The organism is Paenibacillus sp. CF095 (assembly GCF_900101225.1).
Classification (GTDB): Bacteria; Bacillota; Bacilli; order Paenibacillales; family Paenibacillaceae; genus Paenibacillus.
Genome location: NZ_FMZN01000001.1, coordinates 318,742 through 336,355, shown reverse-complemented (window position 1 = coordinate 336,355; position 17,614 = coordinate 318,742). Strand labels below are relative to the sequence as shown.

Genomic DNA, 17,614 nt, shown 5'->3' with positions numbered 1-17,614 from the left:
GAAAATCAGCTCCTTTTGTGTGGTTGGTTTATTGGTGTTGCTTACATTGATTATTATAATACCCTTGCAAATAAGGCTCAAAGTCCGTAAAAGACGAAAAAAACCGATTTTCTTTCATCATGGTTCACTATTTTAAAATAGATCCTTTTTTCTTTTATTTTGACCTTTTTTGACCTTCTGACTTTGTCTGACTATAACGAATGAATAGCGTCCGCTACAGTATTGGATTGATTCTTCCGCATTCCCAGCATCATGATTGCCAACAAGACAACCAGAACAGCTACGAGCATAAATGGGACATGTTTGTCCACTTGATAGAGTGTCGTTGTAAGTAAAGGCGTAATGACGGCGGATATCCCCTGAATCGCTGCTACCAATCCCGCTGCACCCCCCTGCTGTTCTTTGCTAACTGCCAGCGAAGCACCTGCCATGAACCCCGGCATCATCAGACCCGAACCCATACCAAACAGGAAGAATGAGAAATAATACATGGATAACACATGGAAGACCAAAAACAGAATCATGCTTGCGATCAGGAAAAGGGACCCGAGCAAAATCATTGGGCGTGGCTGCCATTTCAACCACTTCATCTGAATGACCTGCATGATCAACATCGCTGCTCCAGAGAACATGAGTCCAAACGAAACCATTCGGGCCGTCGCCGCTGGGGATAGAGCCAGTTGATCCTGAAAATAAAATCCTCCGACAACCTGCAATGTCATGATGCCCATCATCGTAACCAAGCCGGCAGCAAGGTACATTCGTAACCCACGTTTGAACGGGTTGACTTTAGGCGGTTTTGCCTGAATGACCGGTTTGGCTGCCGGGATTAACGACAGGGCGATAATAAAAGCAGCGATCGCTATAAAAATGCCAAAATAAAGCGGCCAGAGCAGACCGATAAGGGTAAAAGCTCCTGCAATCGCAGGTCCAAATACAAGGCCAAGTCCATTCGCAGCGCTGATAATCGCCATCCCGCTTCCCCGCTCTTCCCCTTCTGTCACATCACCCATATAGGCCTGGGCAGAAGAAAGTACAGCCGGAATAAACATACCGATCAGACTGCGCGTCACAATCAGAAGGGTTAACAGGAGCCCCCCTCCGATCCATGCATTTAATCCCCCGTACAATGCCAGTGCAAATAATGCACAGCTCACAGACATGCCTATGAATCCAATCAATATGATTGGTTTTCTTCCTCTTATATCACTCCATCTGCCCCATACCGGAGCCATAACAGCCATCATAATGGACCCAAGCGAGATAATAAGACCGGAATGGCTTTCTTTCATGCCCAACTCGCGAATAAGCGGTGGCATGATGGGTGCAATCAGCATCAGACCCAGCATGGCTGCAAATACGCTAAAAAAAATACTTCCTCTGATTCGGTTCATGCTCATACACTCCTCTATATTTCAGTACAGTATCCACTGTACCTGGAGTATACAAGGCTGAGAGAATCCCCACTGCCTCTATACGGAACAATTCACGGCAAGCCGGATTTATTAATCTTATTTTTAAAAAGATGAACCCTTAAAACTTTACACCAGACCACTACGATTACAGTACCATCTTCCGATCGCTGTTATCACCGACTTTCTGTGATCCCCTTCTATGATGAGAAAAATCCGTTGATAAAGGCGAACGCTCCGCTTCTCCAGACTGGTTCTGCACTCTTCGTTCTCGTGTAATGTTTCTGTTCATCTTATTTAATAAATCTTTTTCATCTCGGAAGGCTTCACGCCGAATTTGCGATAAAATTGCTGCGAAAAGGCACTGACATTGCTGTAACCGACCGCAATGGCGGCCTCGGTGACGTTATTATTCTGATTGCGCAGCAACTTCATGGCGTTGTCGAGACGAACCTGACGCAAATATTCAAAGACCGTGCTTCCGAATAGCGCCTTGAATCCTTTTTTTAATTTAAAATCGTTAAGACCCACTTGTCTGGACAATGCTAGCAAGGATGGAGGATCTACCATACAGGCCTCCATAATCTCCCGTGCCCTATGTAACTTCCGGATGTCCTCTCTGGAGAATCCCGCGGGGATTGGCGCCAGATCAAACAGTTGGAACATAAATTGATTCAAGATTTCCAAGGCTGTCGCTTCCATCATTAAGGAGGATCGATAACTGTTGTTTAATTCTACAATCAGACTGTCAATCATCGTTCGTATCCGGTTATCCAATTGAAATACAATCGGCTTGAACACTTTTCGCCCTAACACCTGATTAAACGCAATCGACTTGAAACCGCCCAGTTGCGCCGCCGCATAATTGAACAGAGAAACAGGAATCCCCAGCGAAAAGGACATATACAACTCCCTTGCCGGAGGATGAAACCACGCTTCGAAATCATGCATAAAAATAAGGGCCCCTTGCCCTATCGATAATGAATAATCCTGACCGGATATATCCACATGTCGCTCTCCTGACAAGGCAAATTGCAATTCCACAATGGGCGTTTCGGATGCAAAATACGTTGGATAAGGCTGATGATATTCAACCTGGGAATATAAAATCTCAATGCCACTGTATGTTGTCACTCTTTTGACCTTACCGCTACCCGCCTTGGGAGAGAGCAGATACGTGTGTTCATCTTGCTGACTGTAAGGTTCCTGGGTCAGGTAATGCTGATATACTACGCCTAATGCATCATCCGTGCGCATGGGTAATCACCTCGCCTATAACTTGATCAGACTCGTCAGTAAAGATAGCCTGAATTAATTGATAATGATTCTCAATTATAATTCTAGCGTATTTTCTCCCGTTCGAACAGACCCATGACAAGATCGTTACCCTTTATACTGAAACCGATCCAGAAAACGTCGAATAATATGGTTGGAGGATTTGCTCTCCCTCATGACCCAGCCAATTGAAATAACACGTTGTATGCCCTCAATCTCAAGGGTAGTAAAGTCATAATGCAGTACACTTCTGTCATGTGTGAAGGAGTATTCATGCCCAATCGTCACAGCATTTAATTGAGCAAGCGCAGCATTGACCACTTCAGAATTGTTGGTTCGAAAAAGTACATCCACTTCTCCCACCCTTTGTGAAAGTTCACCTATGAAATCATCCACCAGCTCATCATTAAATAACACAAGCGTCTCATTCTTCAGCTCGTGCAAGGAGATTGATTTTTGACCCGCCAACCGGTTCGTAAGATTCACGCACGCACGCATGACGCCCTCATCAATCGGTACAAAGTGTAGTCCTGCCAAGTGCTGCTCCATATCGTCTTGGTAGAGGGCAATCAGGCCGAGATCCACCTGTTTGTTACGGACATCTCTGATAATATTGCGTGCAGCACTCTCGGAAAGTTCAAATTTCAAATCAGGATATCGCTTCTTCATACTCGCGATCGTAGGTATAATACCGGGTACACCGCCGGGTATGGCTGACAATCGCAGTTCTCCACGGATGGACTCCCCAATATATTGGGCATCCTCTCTGATCGTTTGTACCATGTCCACGACGGATTTCATTTTATCCAAAATTGGCTTGGCCTGCTCCAGCATAAACGCACCATTACGGGAACGACTGAATAATGGCATGCCAAGCTCATTCTCCAGACGTGTTATAGCCTGACTGATGGTGGATTGTGTTACCGACAGGGCCGAAGCAGCCAGCGTAATCGATTTTGTTTTTTCCACTTCAAGTACATATTGCATTTGCTCCAAATTCATAGACAACCTCTATCCTTCTATCATTAATTTTATTTAAGTTAACTACATTTTTGTTAAATATACATGAATCATAAAATTAAGTATACTTTGAACGGAAGATAAATGTAAGCGAAATCATGTTATCTCATTAGACAAAGGAGTGTTACATATGAATACGTTTGAGAACCGTTTTGCAGGTAAAGTAGCGATTGTTACAGGCGGTGCATCCGGTATCGGTTACGCCATTGCCAGACGACTTGTCCAAGAAGGGGCTTCTGTACTTGCCGCAGACCTGAATACGGAACGTTTGGAAGCCATTCAGGGCGAACTTGGGGAACGTTTTGTCGGAGTTAAAGCCAATGTGACCGTTGAAGCAGATGTGGAGGACATGGTTCAAGCCTCGGTTAAACAGTTCGGAAAGCTGGATCTGGCCTTTAATGTGGCTGGTGCATCCCGGGCAGGCGTAATCACTGAACTCTCCGAGAAGGACTGGGACTTTACCGTGGACCTATGTATGAAGGGGGTCTTCCTGAGCATGAAACACGAAGCGATTGAGATGTCCAAACATGGTGGCGGAGCCATTGTGAACGTAGCTTCTCTCAACTCCCAGGTACCTATGTATGCCGGATCGGCCTATGCTTCTGCCAAAGCTGGCGTCGAAATGCTTACCAAGAACGGAGCGCTTGAAATGGCTCGCAACGGTATTCGCGTGAATGCCATTCTTCCGGGCCTGATCGATACACCTTTAACTGCGGAACTGCTCTCCAATGCAGATATTAAAGAAGCTTATATGGAGCGCATTCCTATGAAACGGGCTGCACAGCCGGAGGAAATGACAGGACCTGCCTTGTTCCTCGCGAGTGAGGATGCGGGTTATGTATCGGGTTCCAGTCTGATCGTGGATGGCGCTTGGGCGACTACCGGTTATCCTGACTTGAGTCGCTGGTTCTAACCCAGCAAAAGGTATAGATCTCCTGGGCTCTGCCCCACACTAACGTAAAGTAAAAGCCTATTGGACAGATATCATTCTGCCAATAGGCTTTTTGTTTGCATTCATATCTGGAAAACATCATATTTTACACAAATTGCAGACTTCTCTTACCTTTCCTTAACATAAGCTCCCTATACTAAAACAATTGCACAACTCATTACACACGAAACGATAAAGGGGATCTGGAACATTGAAAAAGAGAAATCAATGGCTTGCTGTTCTGTCGATGACTGCCATTCTTACCGCAGGAGCAACCAGCTACACATCCATGATTCATGCCGCTGACGTAACTAAACCTGCCAACGATCATATCGTACTGCGTACAGCCATCCAAAATATGCAGGGTACAGTCACATGGAACGGAAGCAGTCGCAGTGTTGATATCCAGATCGCAGATACTAAAGTACAACTTCCAATAGGAACGTCTTCAGCCACCATCAACGGTGTGAAAGCTCCTTTGGACAGTAAAAGCTACATCACCAAAGGTACAACGTATGTATCTTCACAAACACTAAAATTAATTACGGATCAATTGATCCTGAAACAAAATAAAACCGGTTTTGAACAGACCTCATCGTTTCAGTTGCCTGGTGGCAAAGCAGAAATATCAGCTTCTACGCCAGATGGACAGCGCCTGCTCGTAACCGAAGCGGACAATGGCAGCATTTCCGTGCTGGACATTGCTGACTTGAAAAACATCAACGTATTAACGACAGTCAGCTTCCAGGACCTCTCCGCCAAAGCTGAAGTCACAAGCGTAACCGTGTCCAAAGATGGCAAATACGGTCTTGCTGTTATTCGTACAGGGGATACAGACAGTGAAGCAAACAAAGGATTGCTTGCCATTGTGGATCTGACAACCTACAAAACCGTCAAAACGTATGAACTGGGCATTGGTCCTGACTCGATTGCACTGTCACCTGATGGTCTGCATGCGGTGATCGCGATAGAGGATGAGGAGCTGAATAAAGCTGCCGATGAAATTGACTATGCTAACACCAAACGTCCGGGTAGCATTATGGTTGTATCTTTTGCTGGCGGGAACGTACTTGAGGGTGAAATCACCAACTTGCCAGTATCTCTGGACAATGTAGAAGGCGCCATCTATCCGCATGATCCACAACCAGAGTATGTTGCGATTAGTCCAGATAGTAAAACAGCAGCCATCACGCTACAGGAAAACAATGTCGTTGCCATTGTAGATCTGGAGACAAAAAAAATCAGCTCAATCTTCGCTTTGGGTACCACTTCACATCAAGCGGATCTGAAAGATGATGGTATCGTTCAGTTTAAAGAGACATTGACAGCTCGTTATGAACCGGATGGGATTGCTTTCTCGGCAGATGGTAAATACCTGCTGACAGCTAACGAAGGGGATTTGGGCAAGAATGAATTTGAGGATGGTGTAAAAGCAGGCGGACGTAATATTGCTGTCTGGGATCTGCAAGGCCAGCGGATGTACGATAGCCAGAATCTCATTGACGAGGCAACCGCTATGGTCGGCTTGTATCCCGATGATCGCAGTCCCAACAAAGGCAGCGAAGTCGAGAACCTGACCGTTGCTAATGTAGACGGCACTACGTATGCAGCCGTAGCTTCCGAAAGGGCAGATGCCATTTTGTTCTTTGATCTTGCTGATCCGGTCAATCCGGACTACGTGGGTCTGATTCCTACAGCCGGAGAATCACCGGAAGGAATTCACCGGGTAAATGGACGCAGCCTGTTTGTGAGTGCAGATGAAAGCACCGGAACACTTAGTTTTTTTGCCAAGAAATAGATTGAGTGCCCTTGGTATGCACAGGCTGAACTGAACGGTGTCACGTTATATTGAGCAGGAAGGGGCGTAGAGCCCCTGTCCTCTCATACTGTTGTACGCGCTATTCCACGTACCCACATATAATGCTGCAAAGGTTATCGACGCTTCATATTTTCCAATTCCCGCCTGTTCCGCTCTACTTCCTCTTGTAACACTTGTACTTCCATCCTTAATGCGGATACTTCCTCTTTGACGCCAGACCTCTTCATCACAAGATAGAAAACCAGATATAATACAAGACCAATCATAATAAAGAAAATTAATAGCGTTATAATCCCAGCAATACCAAAATTACTAGCTCCATCCATAATGTACGCTTCCCCTTCCCTACATTCTATTAATTTATATTTACAACAATACCATATTTAAGCATAACGAACAGTATAAAAAGCCAAGAGAGCATGCTCCCTTGACTTTCAATTTATCTATATATACCTTCCTATCCGGTGATCCTTATTCCCAGAAAAAACGACCTGCGAACACTTTTTCCGTCAGCAGTTTATACGTTTCTTCAGGCAATTCTTTTTTCATCTTTGTCATAACGGCGTCTTTGCCTTGATTATATTGTGTGGACATGCCAATCTCTGCCGTTGTATTACTTGCATCCAGACGCATGATTGGGGCTTGGGCATCTTTCGTCCAAGGTGTCCATGCCGAGAGATCAGGTGATCCACCCGTACCTGGATTGCCTGTGTACAGGAACTGCTTCAGGTATGCTGCCATCGCGGCGGATAACTGATCACGTCCTGGTTTGTTTGTATCGCTAAAGTACCCCTCAGGGAAGTAGGCAGCAATTCCGTCTGCGTGTCCTGTATAAAAGTCCATATCCGCACCATGTGGTGCGCCCAGTAATGTGAGCAAACGCTCAGAGATGACCCCAGGTTGTGTGCCCCATGCAAAACGATACGCATATACCGGCGGCTGACCTGCTTCACTTGTCAATTGTTCCGCTACCCGCTCTGCATTAAAGCCTGCATAAGCTTCGCTACCGTATTTCAACGCAGCAGCATATTGTTCCGCCTTGGTTTTATCGGTAAACAGAGTCTCATCTGCGATGGATGGAGCGAAGTTCGGATCACCGAAGGCAAAGCCAGAGAACTCCGTTTCCAAGCTGCCGAGCAATACAGGAACTTTCGTATAATTGCCGCTATTGATCGCGTCAAACCCTTCTTTTGGAATCACTGTGCCGTCACGGAACAGATGAGGGAATGGGTCCATACGGATTGCGGTTGCACCAAAAGCTGTGACCAACTTGTCCGCAGGCAGTGCACGCAGGTAGCTCTCCAGCTGTGCCTGAGATTGCTTGCCAATCCATACTTTTGCTTCTTCTGCATTAGCCGCTTTCCCCTCTTGCACGAGTAGCTTCACAAGTACATCCTCGGATTTTTGCTCGCCTTCTTCCGGTGATGCTGTCGTCAAACCTCCGCTGAAAGCAACTGCTTTTTGATACAGTCCTTTGCTAAGTGGAGAGATCAGAGTTGCCAGCACATCACGTGCACCAGCAGATTGTCCGGCTAATGTAACATTGCCTGTATCTCCGCCAAAACCTTCGATATTATCCTGTACCCACTCCAGTGCACGGAATGCGTCAAGCAGACCGTAGTTACCTGAGTCATCCAGGGCATTGCCTGTTTTCAGCGCTGCATTCTCGAAGAATCCGAGAGCTCCCAAACGGTAGTTCACCGAGATAATGATGCTGTTGGTGCTCCGTGCAAGCTGTTCACCCTGAAAATCTTTGCCTGATCCGGTCATATTCCCACCGCCGTGCAGGAACACCATAACCGGAAGTTTCGAGCTGGTTGTGTCGGGACGCCAGATATTGAGATACAAAGAATCCTCGCTACCTACTGTATTTTTACCGGAGATCTGCAAGCTGTTCGCTGCAAATTCCTTAGCCGATCTCGTTCCTGTCCATGATTCCGGTTCTTGCGGGGCTTTCCAGCGCAGTTCCCCTACTGGAGGTGCCGCGTATGGAACACCGAGCCAACCCAGCGTGCCATATTGCTCATAGGTTTTGCCATCAATTGTGCCATACTTGGTCTGTTGCACCGTTTGAGGTTTGAACGCCCCAGCTTCTTTATGTTTTAACCAGTTCTGCTCCAAAGTTCCACTGCCATTCTTGAGTTGTATCTGCAAAGCCTGTGCGGTTGCCTCTGCCATCAGGCGATTGGTAAGTTGACTCGCGCCCTTCCCTTGAAGTGCCTTGATTCCTTTCCCAGCCGCATAGGTGGAAGCCGCTCCCTGCTCATAATCCGAACCCGCTTCATATCCAAGCACCTTCAGCAGCATTTCGGCATAACCTTCCGCTGTAAGTGGTGCATTAGGTTCAAACTTCTCCGTTCCTGTTACGATCTCAGACACATACGGATGCTGCTTCAAGTAACCAACGACCGGTTGTAATACTTTGCCTGCCTGAGCCGCATCGTCATACGTTTCCGATCCCTGATAAGCGAGTGCTTCTTTCTCCAATCCGGACAAACGCAAGTAAAGTACTGCGGCCTGAATACGTGTAGCCTTTTTGTTCAGATAAGCTGCATTAACCCCTTGACCGCTGCCGCGAATAAGCTCGGATTGGATCAGCTTGTCCATCGCTGCTGAAGAAGTAGGTCCTGTATTGCCTGCTGCATATGCCGGTAAACCGGATATACATAACCCCAGAATTGTTGCTACAGCAATCGAACGTTTAATGGTTTTCATGTCATAAATCTCCTCGCTGTCGAATAGTGTGTGATGGGATAAGTTCATTGGAATGTCCATTAGAGATGCGTATCTAAGAATCAGTATTCCAATGTCTGGATGAGTCTATATCTCTATTTAGGAAAAATGGTCTCTTACGCTCGCTCCTTTCTGTTCGAAATATCTGCTACGGCGCTTGCGGTCATGCCATCAGGCATTTTTTTATATAAAAAAACCTGAACCGAAGGCAAACAGACATCGCTTTAGCGTGGTCTACTGCCCTCAATTCAGGTTTTGCCTGCAATCAGTAACAACCCTGAGGAATGAGGTTCATTCCATATGAAAATGTAAACGCAATCAATCGTTTGATGAACAAAGAACCAACGAATGAACTGACACAGGTATTGCCCTAAACACGGTTACAATCCTGTTGTTATGGTGATGTTAGCACATAATGTAAGCGTTCGCAATATCTTTTTCTAATCGTCTTCATAGGACTTCTGACAGGGCAACATAAAAAACTGCATTCTCATGCGGGTTTAAACTCAACATACAACATGATGATCTATAATACTGTCTCTTAATTCGTCGACTCTTCATTTTGTTCAGTTCACCTGAATTCCAGCATCCTTCACTAATCGTAAATTTTACATATAGTTAACCCATTTCATACGGTAGTTTAGCAATTGTTGTATACAATTGGTTTGAGATACCAAACTATACATATATTCTAGGAGGATGCATTCATGTTAAACCGGTTTAATGTCCGTGCAGCCAAAATGATGCTCGCGGTGACAACAATTGTTACGGCTACACTCGGAGGTAGCAGTGCAGCGTGGGCTGTGGAAGACACCACCTCAACGACATCTGCATCACCGATTAAAAATGTGATTATTCTGATTCCTGACGGTATGGCTAACGATGCTACCGCTCTGGCTCGTTGGTATAAGGGCTCGTCCCTGACACTGGACTCCATGGCAAGCGGCATGGTTCGGACTCACTCCGCCGATGCGCCGATTGCCGACTCGGCCCCTGCCGGAACCGCTTTTGCTACAGGTTATAAATCTCATACCGGATTTGTTGGTGTACTGCCGGACAAGGCTACCATGCCTGGACAAAAGGCTATTGCGCCTGGAGACGAAAGAAAACCGATCGCTTCCGTACTGGAAGCTTCCAAACTGGCGGGTAAAGCAACTGGCATTATCGCTACATCCGAGATTATGCACGCCACACCAGCGGACTTCTCCTCTCACTATCCGGACCGCAAAAACTATGATGCACTCAGCAAGCAACAAGTCTACAATGGCATGGATGTTGTGTTGGGTGGAGGTAGCAAATATCTTGAGCCAGCCGGACGTAAAGACGGCGAGAATCTGATTTCGTCCATCAAAGCCCTGGGTTACGATTACGTCACTACACCAGCTGCAATGAAAGCATCCGATTCGAACAAACTGTGGGGTATGTTTGCACCCGCAGGCATGGCTTATAATATGGACCGTGATCCTGCGAAGCAGCCAAGCCTTGCCGAGATGACATCCAAAGCCATTGAAGTTCTGTCCAAAGACAAAGATGGCTTCTTCCTGATGGTTGAAGGCAGTAAAGTGGATTGGGCAGCTCACGCCAATGATCCGATTGGTATTATCAGTGACGTGCTGGCTTTTGATGATGCGGTAAAAGTAGCCATGGATTTTGCCAAAGCAGATGGAGAGACTGCCGTTGTGGCTGTTACGGACCACGGTAATGGTGGACTCACCATTGGTAACAACGCAACTTCCGGCACTTATGACAAAGAGCCGTTGTCCACATTTATCGGACCTTTGAAAAAGGCCAAACTGACAGGCGAGGGCGTTGAAGCGAAGCTGAATGCGAAGCGCACAAACATCAAAGCAGTGATGAAACAATATTATGGTATTACCGATCTGACTTCCGAAGAGATTGCGACCATTAAATCGGCCGAGCCAGGCAGTCTTAACTATGCAATCGGTCCAATGATCAGCAAACGCGCAGGGATTGGCTGGACAACCGGTGGTCATACAGGTGGAGATGTCGTGCTGTACACGTATGCTCCGAACAATGACCGTCCATTCGGTGTAATCGACAACACGGATGTCGCCAAATATATGGCACGAGTACTGGATCTGGATCTCGACAGCGTGAGCAAACAATTGTTTGTACCTGCCAAACAGGCATTTACAGCCAAAGGCGCGACGTACAAACTGGACCTGACTGACGCTAAAAATCCGAAGATCCTCGTAACAAAAGGCACTACCAAGCTGGAACTGCAAATCTACAAAAATATTGCACTAGTGAACGGCAAAAAGACAACTTTGGAGGGTGTCATTGTTTATAACGGTGTCGAAGCATTTGTACCACAAACGGCCATTGATCTGATTCAATAATTCGTTAGAACTACTGGAACTACAGGAGATTACACCATCTGGCTGCCGAATATTTCGGCAGCTATTTTATTGTTTACTGATAAAGAGTAGGCTCCTTCTGACACCTATCGTATAATGAACGTAACAAAAACACATATCATGCAAGAAAAAGGAGAGATTCACCCATGTTGATCAAATTAAACTGGATCACGCTGAGGGTCAGTAATTTGGAAGCTTCACTCGGGTTCTACCACGACATGCTTGGACTTCCAATTCAGCGCAGATTCGAAAGCCGTGGACGGCAGATTGCCATGCTGGGCATGGAGAATGAAACCAAACTGGAACTGATTGAGGGCAGTGAATCCATTCTTAAACCAGAGGCCGGCGTGTCGATCGGTTATGAGGTGAACTCGCTGGATGAAGCCATGGAACGACTGACAGAACTGAATATTCCGATTGTACGTGGCCCCATCCAGCCCAATCCGCATCTGCGCTTTATTTACATTACAGATCCCGATGGCTTCGAGGTACAACTCGCAGAGCATGTCTAATTAGGCGAGTGTAACTAAGCACTAAGTGTACATATCAGGATGACCGGTGGGGTGTGTATGTGTGCAGTCAAACCAGTTGCAAGCTCACACCTGCATCGGGCAGCGCAAAAACGTTATTATGTTTGTTTACAGCTTCATGCGGCGCATCAGCGGCACACCTATCCGATTCAACAATCGATCAAGCAGCAGCCAGCACCAGCGTCTGCCCCATGGAAGGTGGCGCTCATACACAGCCGAATACTCAAAATCCGCCACAGCACCGCGATTGCGCTTAAACTGCGCCGCCCCGGCGCTCTCATGTAACAGATGGCCGTTCTCGCGAGCCTGTGCGATCAGACAAGCGGATAACATGCGGTATAGTCCGACGGATTGGGGCACCGCTGTGTCGTAACCAAACAGCGGCGTTGTCATGATTCCATTTCGGCAGAAATAACCCATCACCGCGTTCAGGCGCCCCTCCTTTTGCAATCCATAGAGTCTGAGTGTTCCTGATGCCATCGCAGCAGCAATGAACCGCTCGGTAAATTGCGGATTGTGATAGGAGTATTTTTCAAGGTATAACAGCTTGTACAGCTCAACGATTCGCGGAATATCTGCATCCGTCATATCTGACTCGGAAACGAATTCGTAGTCGTGCTTGGCCAATAACTCGAAATCCCGCTTCAACAGCCAGCGTGACTTCGAGTTGCCAAAATTCGGATCATGCGCTTGGTACAGGTAGATTTGTCGGCTCGGAATTAGTCTACACCCCACTTCCGTTAGCCTCGTTGTCAGATCGGGATGAAGTCCCGGACACAAGGAGCGAAACACAATGACATGCTCAGGGTATCGCTCTTGTACCGCTGCAAGCAAACATTCTGCCTGTTCACCGGACATGGCTGGATACAGATTGGTGGACAACAACCAGTTGTTCACATGCACAACTTTGTTGATCTGCGATTGCTTCATTCCCCAACCTATTAGACTGAGCAGCACAGAAAGACCTTTTTCCAACACAGGCTTCTGCAACATGCTCAATTCCTGCTTGGCGTAACTCACATAATGCGTATATGGCGAACAAACGTAAGCATTATCATACTCTGTATCATTCACCGTCAGCGGAATAACGAGATCATCAATCCGGGCGAGCAACAATGTCGTTTCCACGTTGGACATAAAGCTTTGGGTCCCGTCCAGCATCATAGGTTCCAGATAAGCTCTGGCATATCTGCCGTCCTCTGTATCGGGCCAGTCCATGTCTTTGAACGAATGCTGATCATAAAAACCTACGCGTGCAGCGCAATTATCATTCCTAACCTCATATGTACGGTCATCACAGTCCAAATTATCTTTCATTCCTTTATTCTTCAACCTTTTACTCCCCCATGAGGTAACATCTTCTTTTAACTACCATGTACAGTTTCAGTTCTACTCTCTTCATACTCTACACACACTGTATAGGAAAAAAATGTCGGCTTCAAGCTGTACTGCAGATGAAAAAAAGCCCGTCCAGCACGATAAATACGTACAGACGAACTTTCAACGATATAGTATTAAAGTTTATTCTCAACGGAAGAAGCCTGGTGATCCGAGACTAAGTCATTTAGGTTCACAATCAGTTGTTCCAGTTCTCCGAAACTTTCCACCATCTTCTGTGTCAGGTTACGTTGTTCTTCCATGCTCGCCAGAATCTCTTCTGTCGCTGCACTGGATTGCTCCGTTACACTCGAAATCTCGGAAACCTCATTCACTACTCTGGTGGAAGATTCCTTCATTGTAGCCGAACTCATCTCAATATCTGTCGCTTGATTCAACACATGCTGAGAGTTGCTGTTAATTGTACGGAACACTTCATCTGCCGTTTGCACACTGTCTCTTCCGTGTTGTAACGATAGACGAATACGTTCGAATCGATCTGTCAGTGCCTGCGTCTGTCCTTTTAATCGAGACAGAATGGTTGAAATATCATTCGCAGATTGACCTGAGCTCTCGGCCAGCTTGCGTACTTCCTCTGATACAACGGCAAACCCGCGTCCATGCTCGCCTGCACGAGCCGCTTCAATGGCTGCATTAAGCGCGAGCAGGTTGGTCTGAGTTGCGATATCCGCTATGCTGTTCAGCATAAGTGTCATGGATTCACTTTCCTCATTGAACTTTCGCATGTCATTTGCAGTTGTATTGATCGTTTCATATAACTCTTGCATCTGAATATTCAGTTGGTCCATATGTTCGCTTCCTGTTTGCGTACTCGTTGCCATACTTGCAGACAACTCTTTCATCTGCTGGGAGTACAACGCAACGTCCTTAATATGCCGATCCGATACAGCTAAGGATTCCGAAATGTCGGCCACACTGGTCGCCTGGAACTCCACACCTTTGGCAACTTCACTGAATCCCAGGGTCACTTCATGGGTAATGGAACCTGTTGAATCCACCTTTTGCTTCAATTGATCCGTATAACGAGATAGTCCGCCAACAGACTCCTTAACCCGTTCAAGCATCGTTTCCACCCGGGTCCGCGACGCTTCGACCTCGCTCCATCTTTTTTCACTTTCATGAAAGAGCTTTTGGTTCAGATAGGACACCATGAACATGATTCCGCCCGTAACGGCGAACAGCCCTACGTTGATTGCATTAGTCACAAACTGATCCTGAGTCGTTGTAGGAATAATCACAAGTTGAAGAATGTTGTTCGCAAGCATAACCGAAAATCCGATGACAAATAATTTTTTATTTGGATAAATAAGCAGGATCGAAGAGATGAGAATGGCAAGCAGCGGTTCAACACTTCCCCATCCGGCGAATACCCCACACAACGAGATCAGCACAGTGTTCACCCAAGGAATTAGATGGATGTGCTTCTTTTTGGCGTTTGCATAAGCGAGCCATATTCCATACAAGATCACAACACCGTTGGAAATAAATAATTTGGGCTCAATTAAAGCTACAGAAAATCCTACAATTAATACAACCCATAGAATGATGCTGATGATCTTGTTCCGTTTCCATATAATTTCGTCAATACGATTCATGCATACCCCGTCCTTTAGATAAAATAACTTGCGATTGTAGGGCATACTCGCACTCACACCGGCCTCTTTATGGTTTTCTACCGTGCATATTTCGACGCAACGCTCAGGCCACCGCCATAGTACAATGTTACTTCACAAACATGAAAGCAGCGCTACATTATGTATATCGGTATTCCGGATATAAATTTAAATATTTACTTTTAATTAATGTGCTTCCATATAAAAAAAACATAAAAAGCCCTTCTTATACGCTGTTACGTACAAGAAAGGCTTCTTGGTTACGCTAATAAACATGAATACATGGTCTTATTTTCCGAATACAAGTGTTGTATTGGAGGAACCTGCATACTTGGTGACGAACTCACGCGCATAGCTGGCACTCTCTACCTGATAACTGTAATTGGAGCTTGGTCTCCAGTTCGTTTTAGGAGAAGTCGGACTATTAAGCGCTGGTGTACTTCCCGTATCCGTAAACTCACCTTTTCCTTTGTCATCTAAGATGCCACCCTTTTCAGCGCCAGCACCAAAGTAGTTGTTTTCAGAATAAATCCGTGCTTTTTCACCAATTGTGATGGCCTGATTAAAGTTGTTTGCATAGTTGTTTTTGAGATGGAAGTAACCATATCTTAAAAGTCCAGGACCACGTACATATAAATTTTCGAAGTAATTATTGGACATCGTCACATGAGGTACTCCATTGTAACTGCTGTTACCATCATTCGGATGACCCAAGATGACGCCATACTTATGGTTCGCAAATTTGGAATTGCTAATCGTAATATAGTCGGCGCGATCGCCAATATACAGAAGTTTGTCCAGATCACTACCGCCAGAGCTGTAGCTGTGACCAGCAAACGTCACATGATCAATCCAGTAATTGGAGCCTGAAGTGATATACATCTGGATATCATCATTGGCATTAATATTGGAAGCGTGTTCAAAAGTCAGATTCTGAAAAATCACATTGCTTGAACTGCTTGTGGATCTGAAATGAATATTCGTTAATGTATGTTTGCCAAAGGAACCTACAAGTGTCTTGTTCGCTCCGAATTCAACCTTTTGTAGCGTGGAGGAAGAAATATTCTGTTCAACGACGACAATCTTGGCTGTAGAGCCTGCCATATGTGTTCTCAAGTCATTAAGATTACTAACGTAAACCACCTGGCCGTTCTTGCCACCTGTCGTAGCTGACTTGGACACACCATTTTCATTCTTGGCACTGCCTGCAAAACCAGTCAACCCATTCGTACCTGTGTTTGGATAACTGGCCGCACCATATGTAGACGGGGCTGTGGAGACAGTTAACAACAATAGAGTTACAGCGAGTAAAAGCATCGAAAATTTCTTCAAAATTTCACCATCCTTTATAATATTATCCTCAAAGACAACTCGATTATATCGTGTAACTTTGGCTGTGACAATACAAAAATTGCAAAAAGACAATTATTATCATTTTTATGCAACAGCAGATCAGATATAGTGAAAAAACGTAAAACCAGGCCATTTTTTCACACAAAATAGAGCCGCTAATTAGCGGCTCTATTAACGAGTACTATGTGATACAACTAGGAACTGATCTGCCCTCGGATCAGTTCCTGAAGCCTCTGACGAAAATCCATCGCTTGCGGATAATAATATGTCACGACTTCTGATAGCTGCGTCGGAAGGCGCCAGGTGTAAGTCGTTCCAGCTTTTTGAAGATGGCTCCATAATAGCTGGTCGATTCGAAACCGACTTGACGAGCAATATCCTCCATCCCGCGCTGCACATTGTCGAGCAGCAGTTCCTTGCTCTTGTTGACTCTTACCTGATTAACATAGCTGATGGGACGAATACCTGTCGTCTTCTTAAACAAATGACAGAAATATTCTGGTGTGACACAGATCAATCCAGCCAGCGTTGGCAAAGTAATCTCTTCAGCATAATGCTGTTCAATATAGTCCAGAACCGGCTTTATTCGCTCATACTGCTGCCCGACGGTATCGCTGCCCTCGACAGATACGCGTTGAATAATCTCTGTCAATAAGGTATAGAGGACAGCGGAGCAGGCGTAATTGCTTAATGTCTGCTCTTGTGGTGTTAAGGCAGCTTGCAGCAGCTCCCGCATTCGGGATAGAAGGTATTCAGGCTGTGCAAGCGTGTATACGCATGTGTCGACAATGCCCACGGTTTCAAACAAGTTTGCTGACCCGTTGCCATCGAAAATGATCCAGTCGACTTCCCAACTGTCGGATAGCGCATAGTATTCGTGCTTCTGTCCAGGGAATAACAGCATGCCCATACCTGGCTTGACGATATGTTCCGTTTCACTTAGCTTGAGCTTACCCACACCGCTGCGGCATTGTATCCACTGATAATCCTCAATGCCTTGGTCTCGGCGGATATGCTCCTGTTCATGATGCAGGCCGATGCCAAGTAAATAAAAAGGGAGCAGCTTGTCTCGGGCAGATAACACCGGGAAATTACGATTGGGATGAGGCATACGACTAACTCTCCTGATCTTAATATTGTTATATCATATTA

Annotated in this window: 13 protein-coding genes; 4 read left to right on the top strand and 9 right to left on the bottom strand. The window is 45.9% G+C overall.

Annotated features, from left to right (window positions below; all coding sequences use genetic code 11):
• Positions 1–191 precede the first annotated feature (191 nt).
• From BLS69_RS01530 to BLS69_RS01520, 3 genes are all read right to left on the bottom strand, one after another.
• Complete coding sequence (locus BLS69_RS01530; protein ID WP_091028108.1) at positions 192–1,394, bottom strand: MFS transporter; 1,203 nt, start codon at positions 1,392–1,394, stop codon at positions 192–194.
• 315 nt (positions 1,395–1,709) lie between these two features.
• A complete protein-coding gene (locus tag BLS69_RS01525) occupies positions 1,710–2,669 on the bottom strand; it encodes a helix-turn-helix transcriptional regulator (protein ID WP_091028105.1) in 960 nt (319 codons plus the stop codon).
• 126 nt (positions 2,670–2,795) lie between these two features.
• Positions 2,796–3,689, bottom strand: a complete 894-nt coding sequence (locus tag BLS69_RS01520; RefSeq protein WP_091028101.1) for a LysR family transcriptional regulator — start codon at positions 3,687–3,689, stop codon at positions 2,796–2,798.
• A 148-nt stretch (positions 3,690–3,837) separates the two neighbouring features.
• On the opposite strand from BLS69_RS01520, the gene BLS69_RS01515 reads away from it, so the two are divergent.
• On the top strand, positions 3,838–4,620 hold the full coding sequence (locus BLS69_RS01515) for an SDR family NAD(P)-dependent oxidoreductase (protein WP_091028098.1): 783 nt from the start codon (positions 3,838–3,840) through the stop codon (positions 4,618–4,620).
• Between the two features lie 229 nt (positions 4,621–4,849).
• Positions 4,850–6,436: a choice-of-anchor I domain-containing protein gene (locus tag BLS69_RS01510; RefSeq protein WP_091028096.1), complete on the top strand. Its 1,587-nt coding sequence runs from the start codon at positions 4,850–4,852 to the stop codon at positions 6,434–6,436.
• 134 nt (positions 6,437–6,570) lie between these two features.
• Here BLS69_RS01510 and BLS69_RS01505 read toward each other — a convergent pair whose 3' ends face one another.
• Both BLS69_RS01505 and BLS69_RS01500 read right to left on the bottom strand, forming a co-directional pair.
• A complete protein-coding gene (locus BLS69_RS01505) occupies positions 6,571–6,783 on the bottom strand; it encodes a hypothetical protein (RefSeq protein ID WP_091028094.1) in 213 nt (70 codons plus the stop codon).
• 145 nt (positions 6,784–6,928) lie between these two features.
• A complete protein-coding gene (locus tag BLS69_RS01500) occupies positions 6,929–9,172 on the bottom strand; it encodes a carboxylesterase/lipase family protein (protein ID WP_091028091.1) in 2,244 nt (747 codons plus the stop codon).
• 725 nt (positions 9,173–9,897) lie between these two features.
• Here BLS69_RS01500 and BLS69_RS01495 point away from each other — a divergent pair.
• Together BLS69_RS01495 and BLS69_RS01490 are read left to right on the top strand one after the other, a co-directional pair.
• Positions 9,898–11,550, top strand: coding sequence for an alkaline phosphatase (locus tag BLS69_RS01495; protein WP_256332202.1), 1,653 nt, complete (start codon positions 9,898–9,900; stop codon positions 11,548–11,550).
• A 164-nt stretch (positions 11,551–11,714) separates the two neighbouring features.
• Positions 11,715–12,080 (top strand): VOC family protein, encoded by a 366-nt coding sequence (locus BLS69_RS01490; RefSeq protein WP_091028088.1) that lies wholly within the window; start codon positions 11,715–11,717, stop codon positions 12,078–12,080.
• A gap of 126 nt (positions 12,081–12,206) precedes the next feature.
• Here BLS69_RS01490 and BLS69_RS01485 read toward each other — a convergent pair whose 3' ends face one another.
• The 4 genes from BLS69_RS01485 to BLS69_RS01470 form a co-directional block, all read right to left on the bottom strand.
• The gene (locus tag BLS69_RS01485; RefSeq protein ID WP_091028086.1) at positions 12,207–13,430 is read right to left on the bottom strand and encodes a GNAT family N-acetyltransferase; all 1,224 of its coding nucleotides are present in this window, start codon (positions 13,428–13,430) and stop codon (positions 12,207–12,209) included.
• Positions 13,431–13,612: 182 nt separating this feature from the next.
• Positions 13,613–15,091, bottom strand: coding sequence for a methyl-accepting chemotaxis protein (locus tag BLS69_RS01480; RefSeq protein WP_176872537.1), 1,479 nt, complete (start codon positions 15,089–15,091; stop codon positions 13,613–13,615).
• A gap of 306 nt (positions 15,092–15,397) precedes the next feature.
• Positions 15,398–16,441 (bottom strand): pectate lyase family protein, encoded by a 1,044-nt coding sequence (locus tag BLS69_RS01475; protein WP_036617386.1) that lies wholly within the window; start codon positions 16,439–16,441, stop codon positions 15,398–15,400.
• Positions 16,442–16,730: 289 nt separating this feature from the next.
• Positions 16,731–17,573: an AraC family transcriptional regulator gene (locus tag BLS69_RS01470; RefSeq protein WP_091028081.1), complete on the bottom strand. Its 843-nt coding sequence runs from the start codon at positions 17,571–17,573 to the stop codon at positions 16,731–16,733.
• Positions 17,574–17,614: the final 41 nt, after the last annotated feature.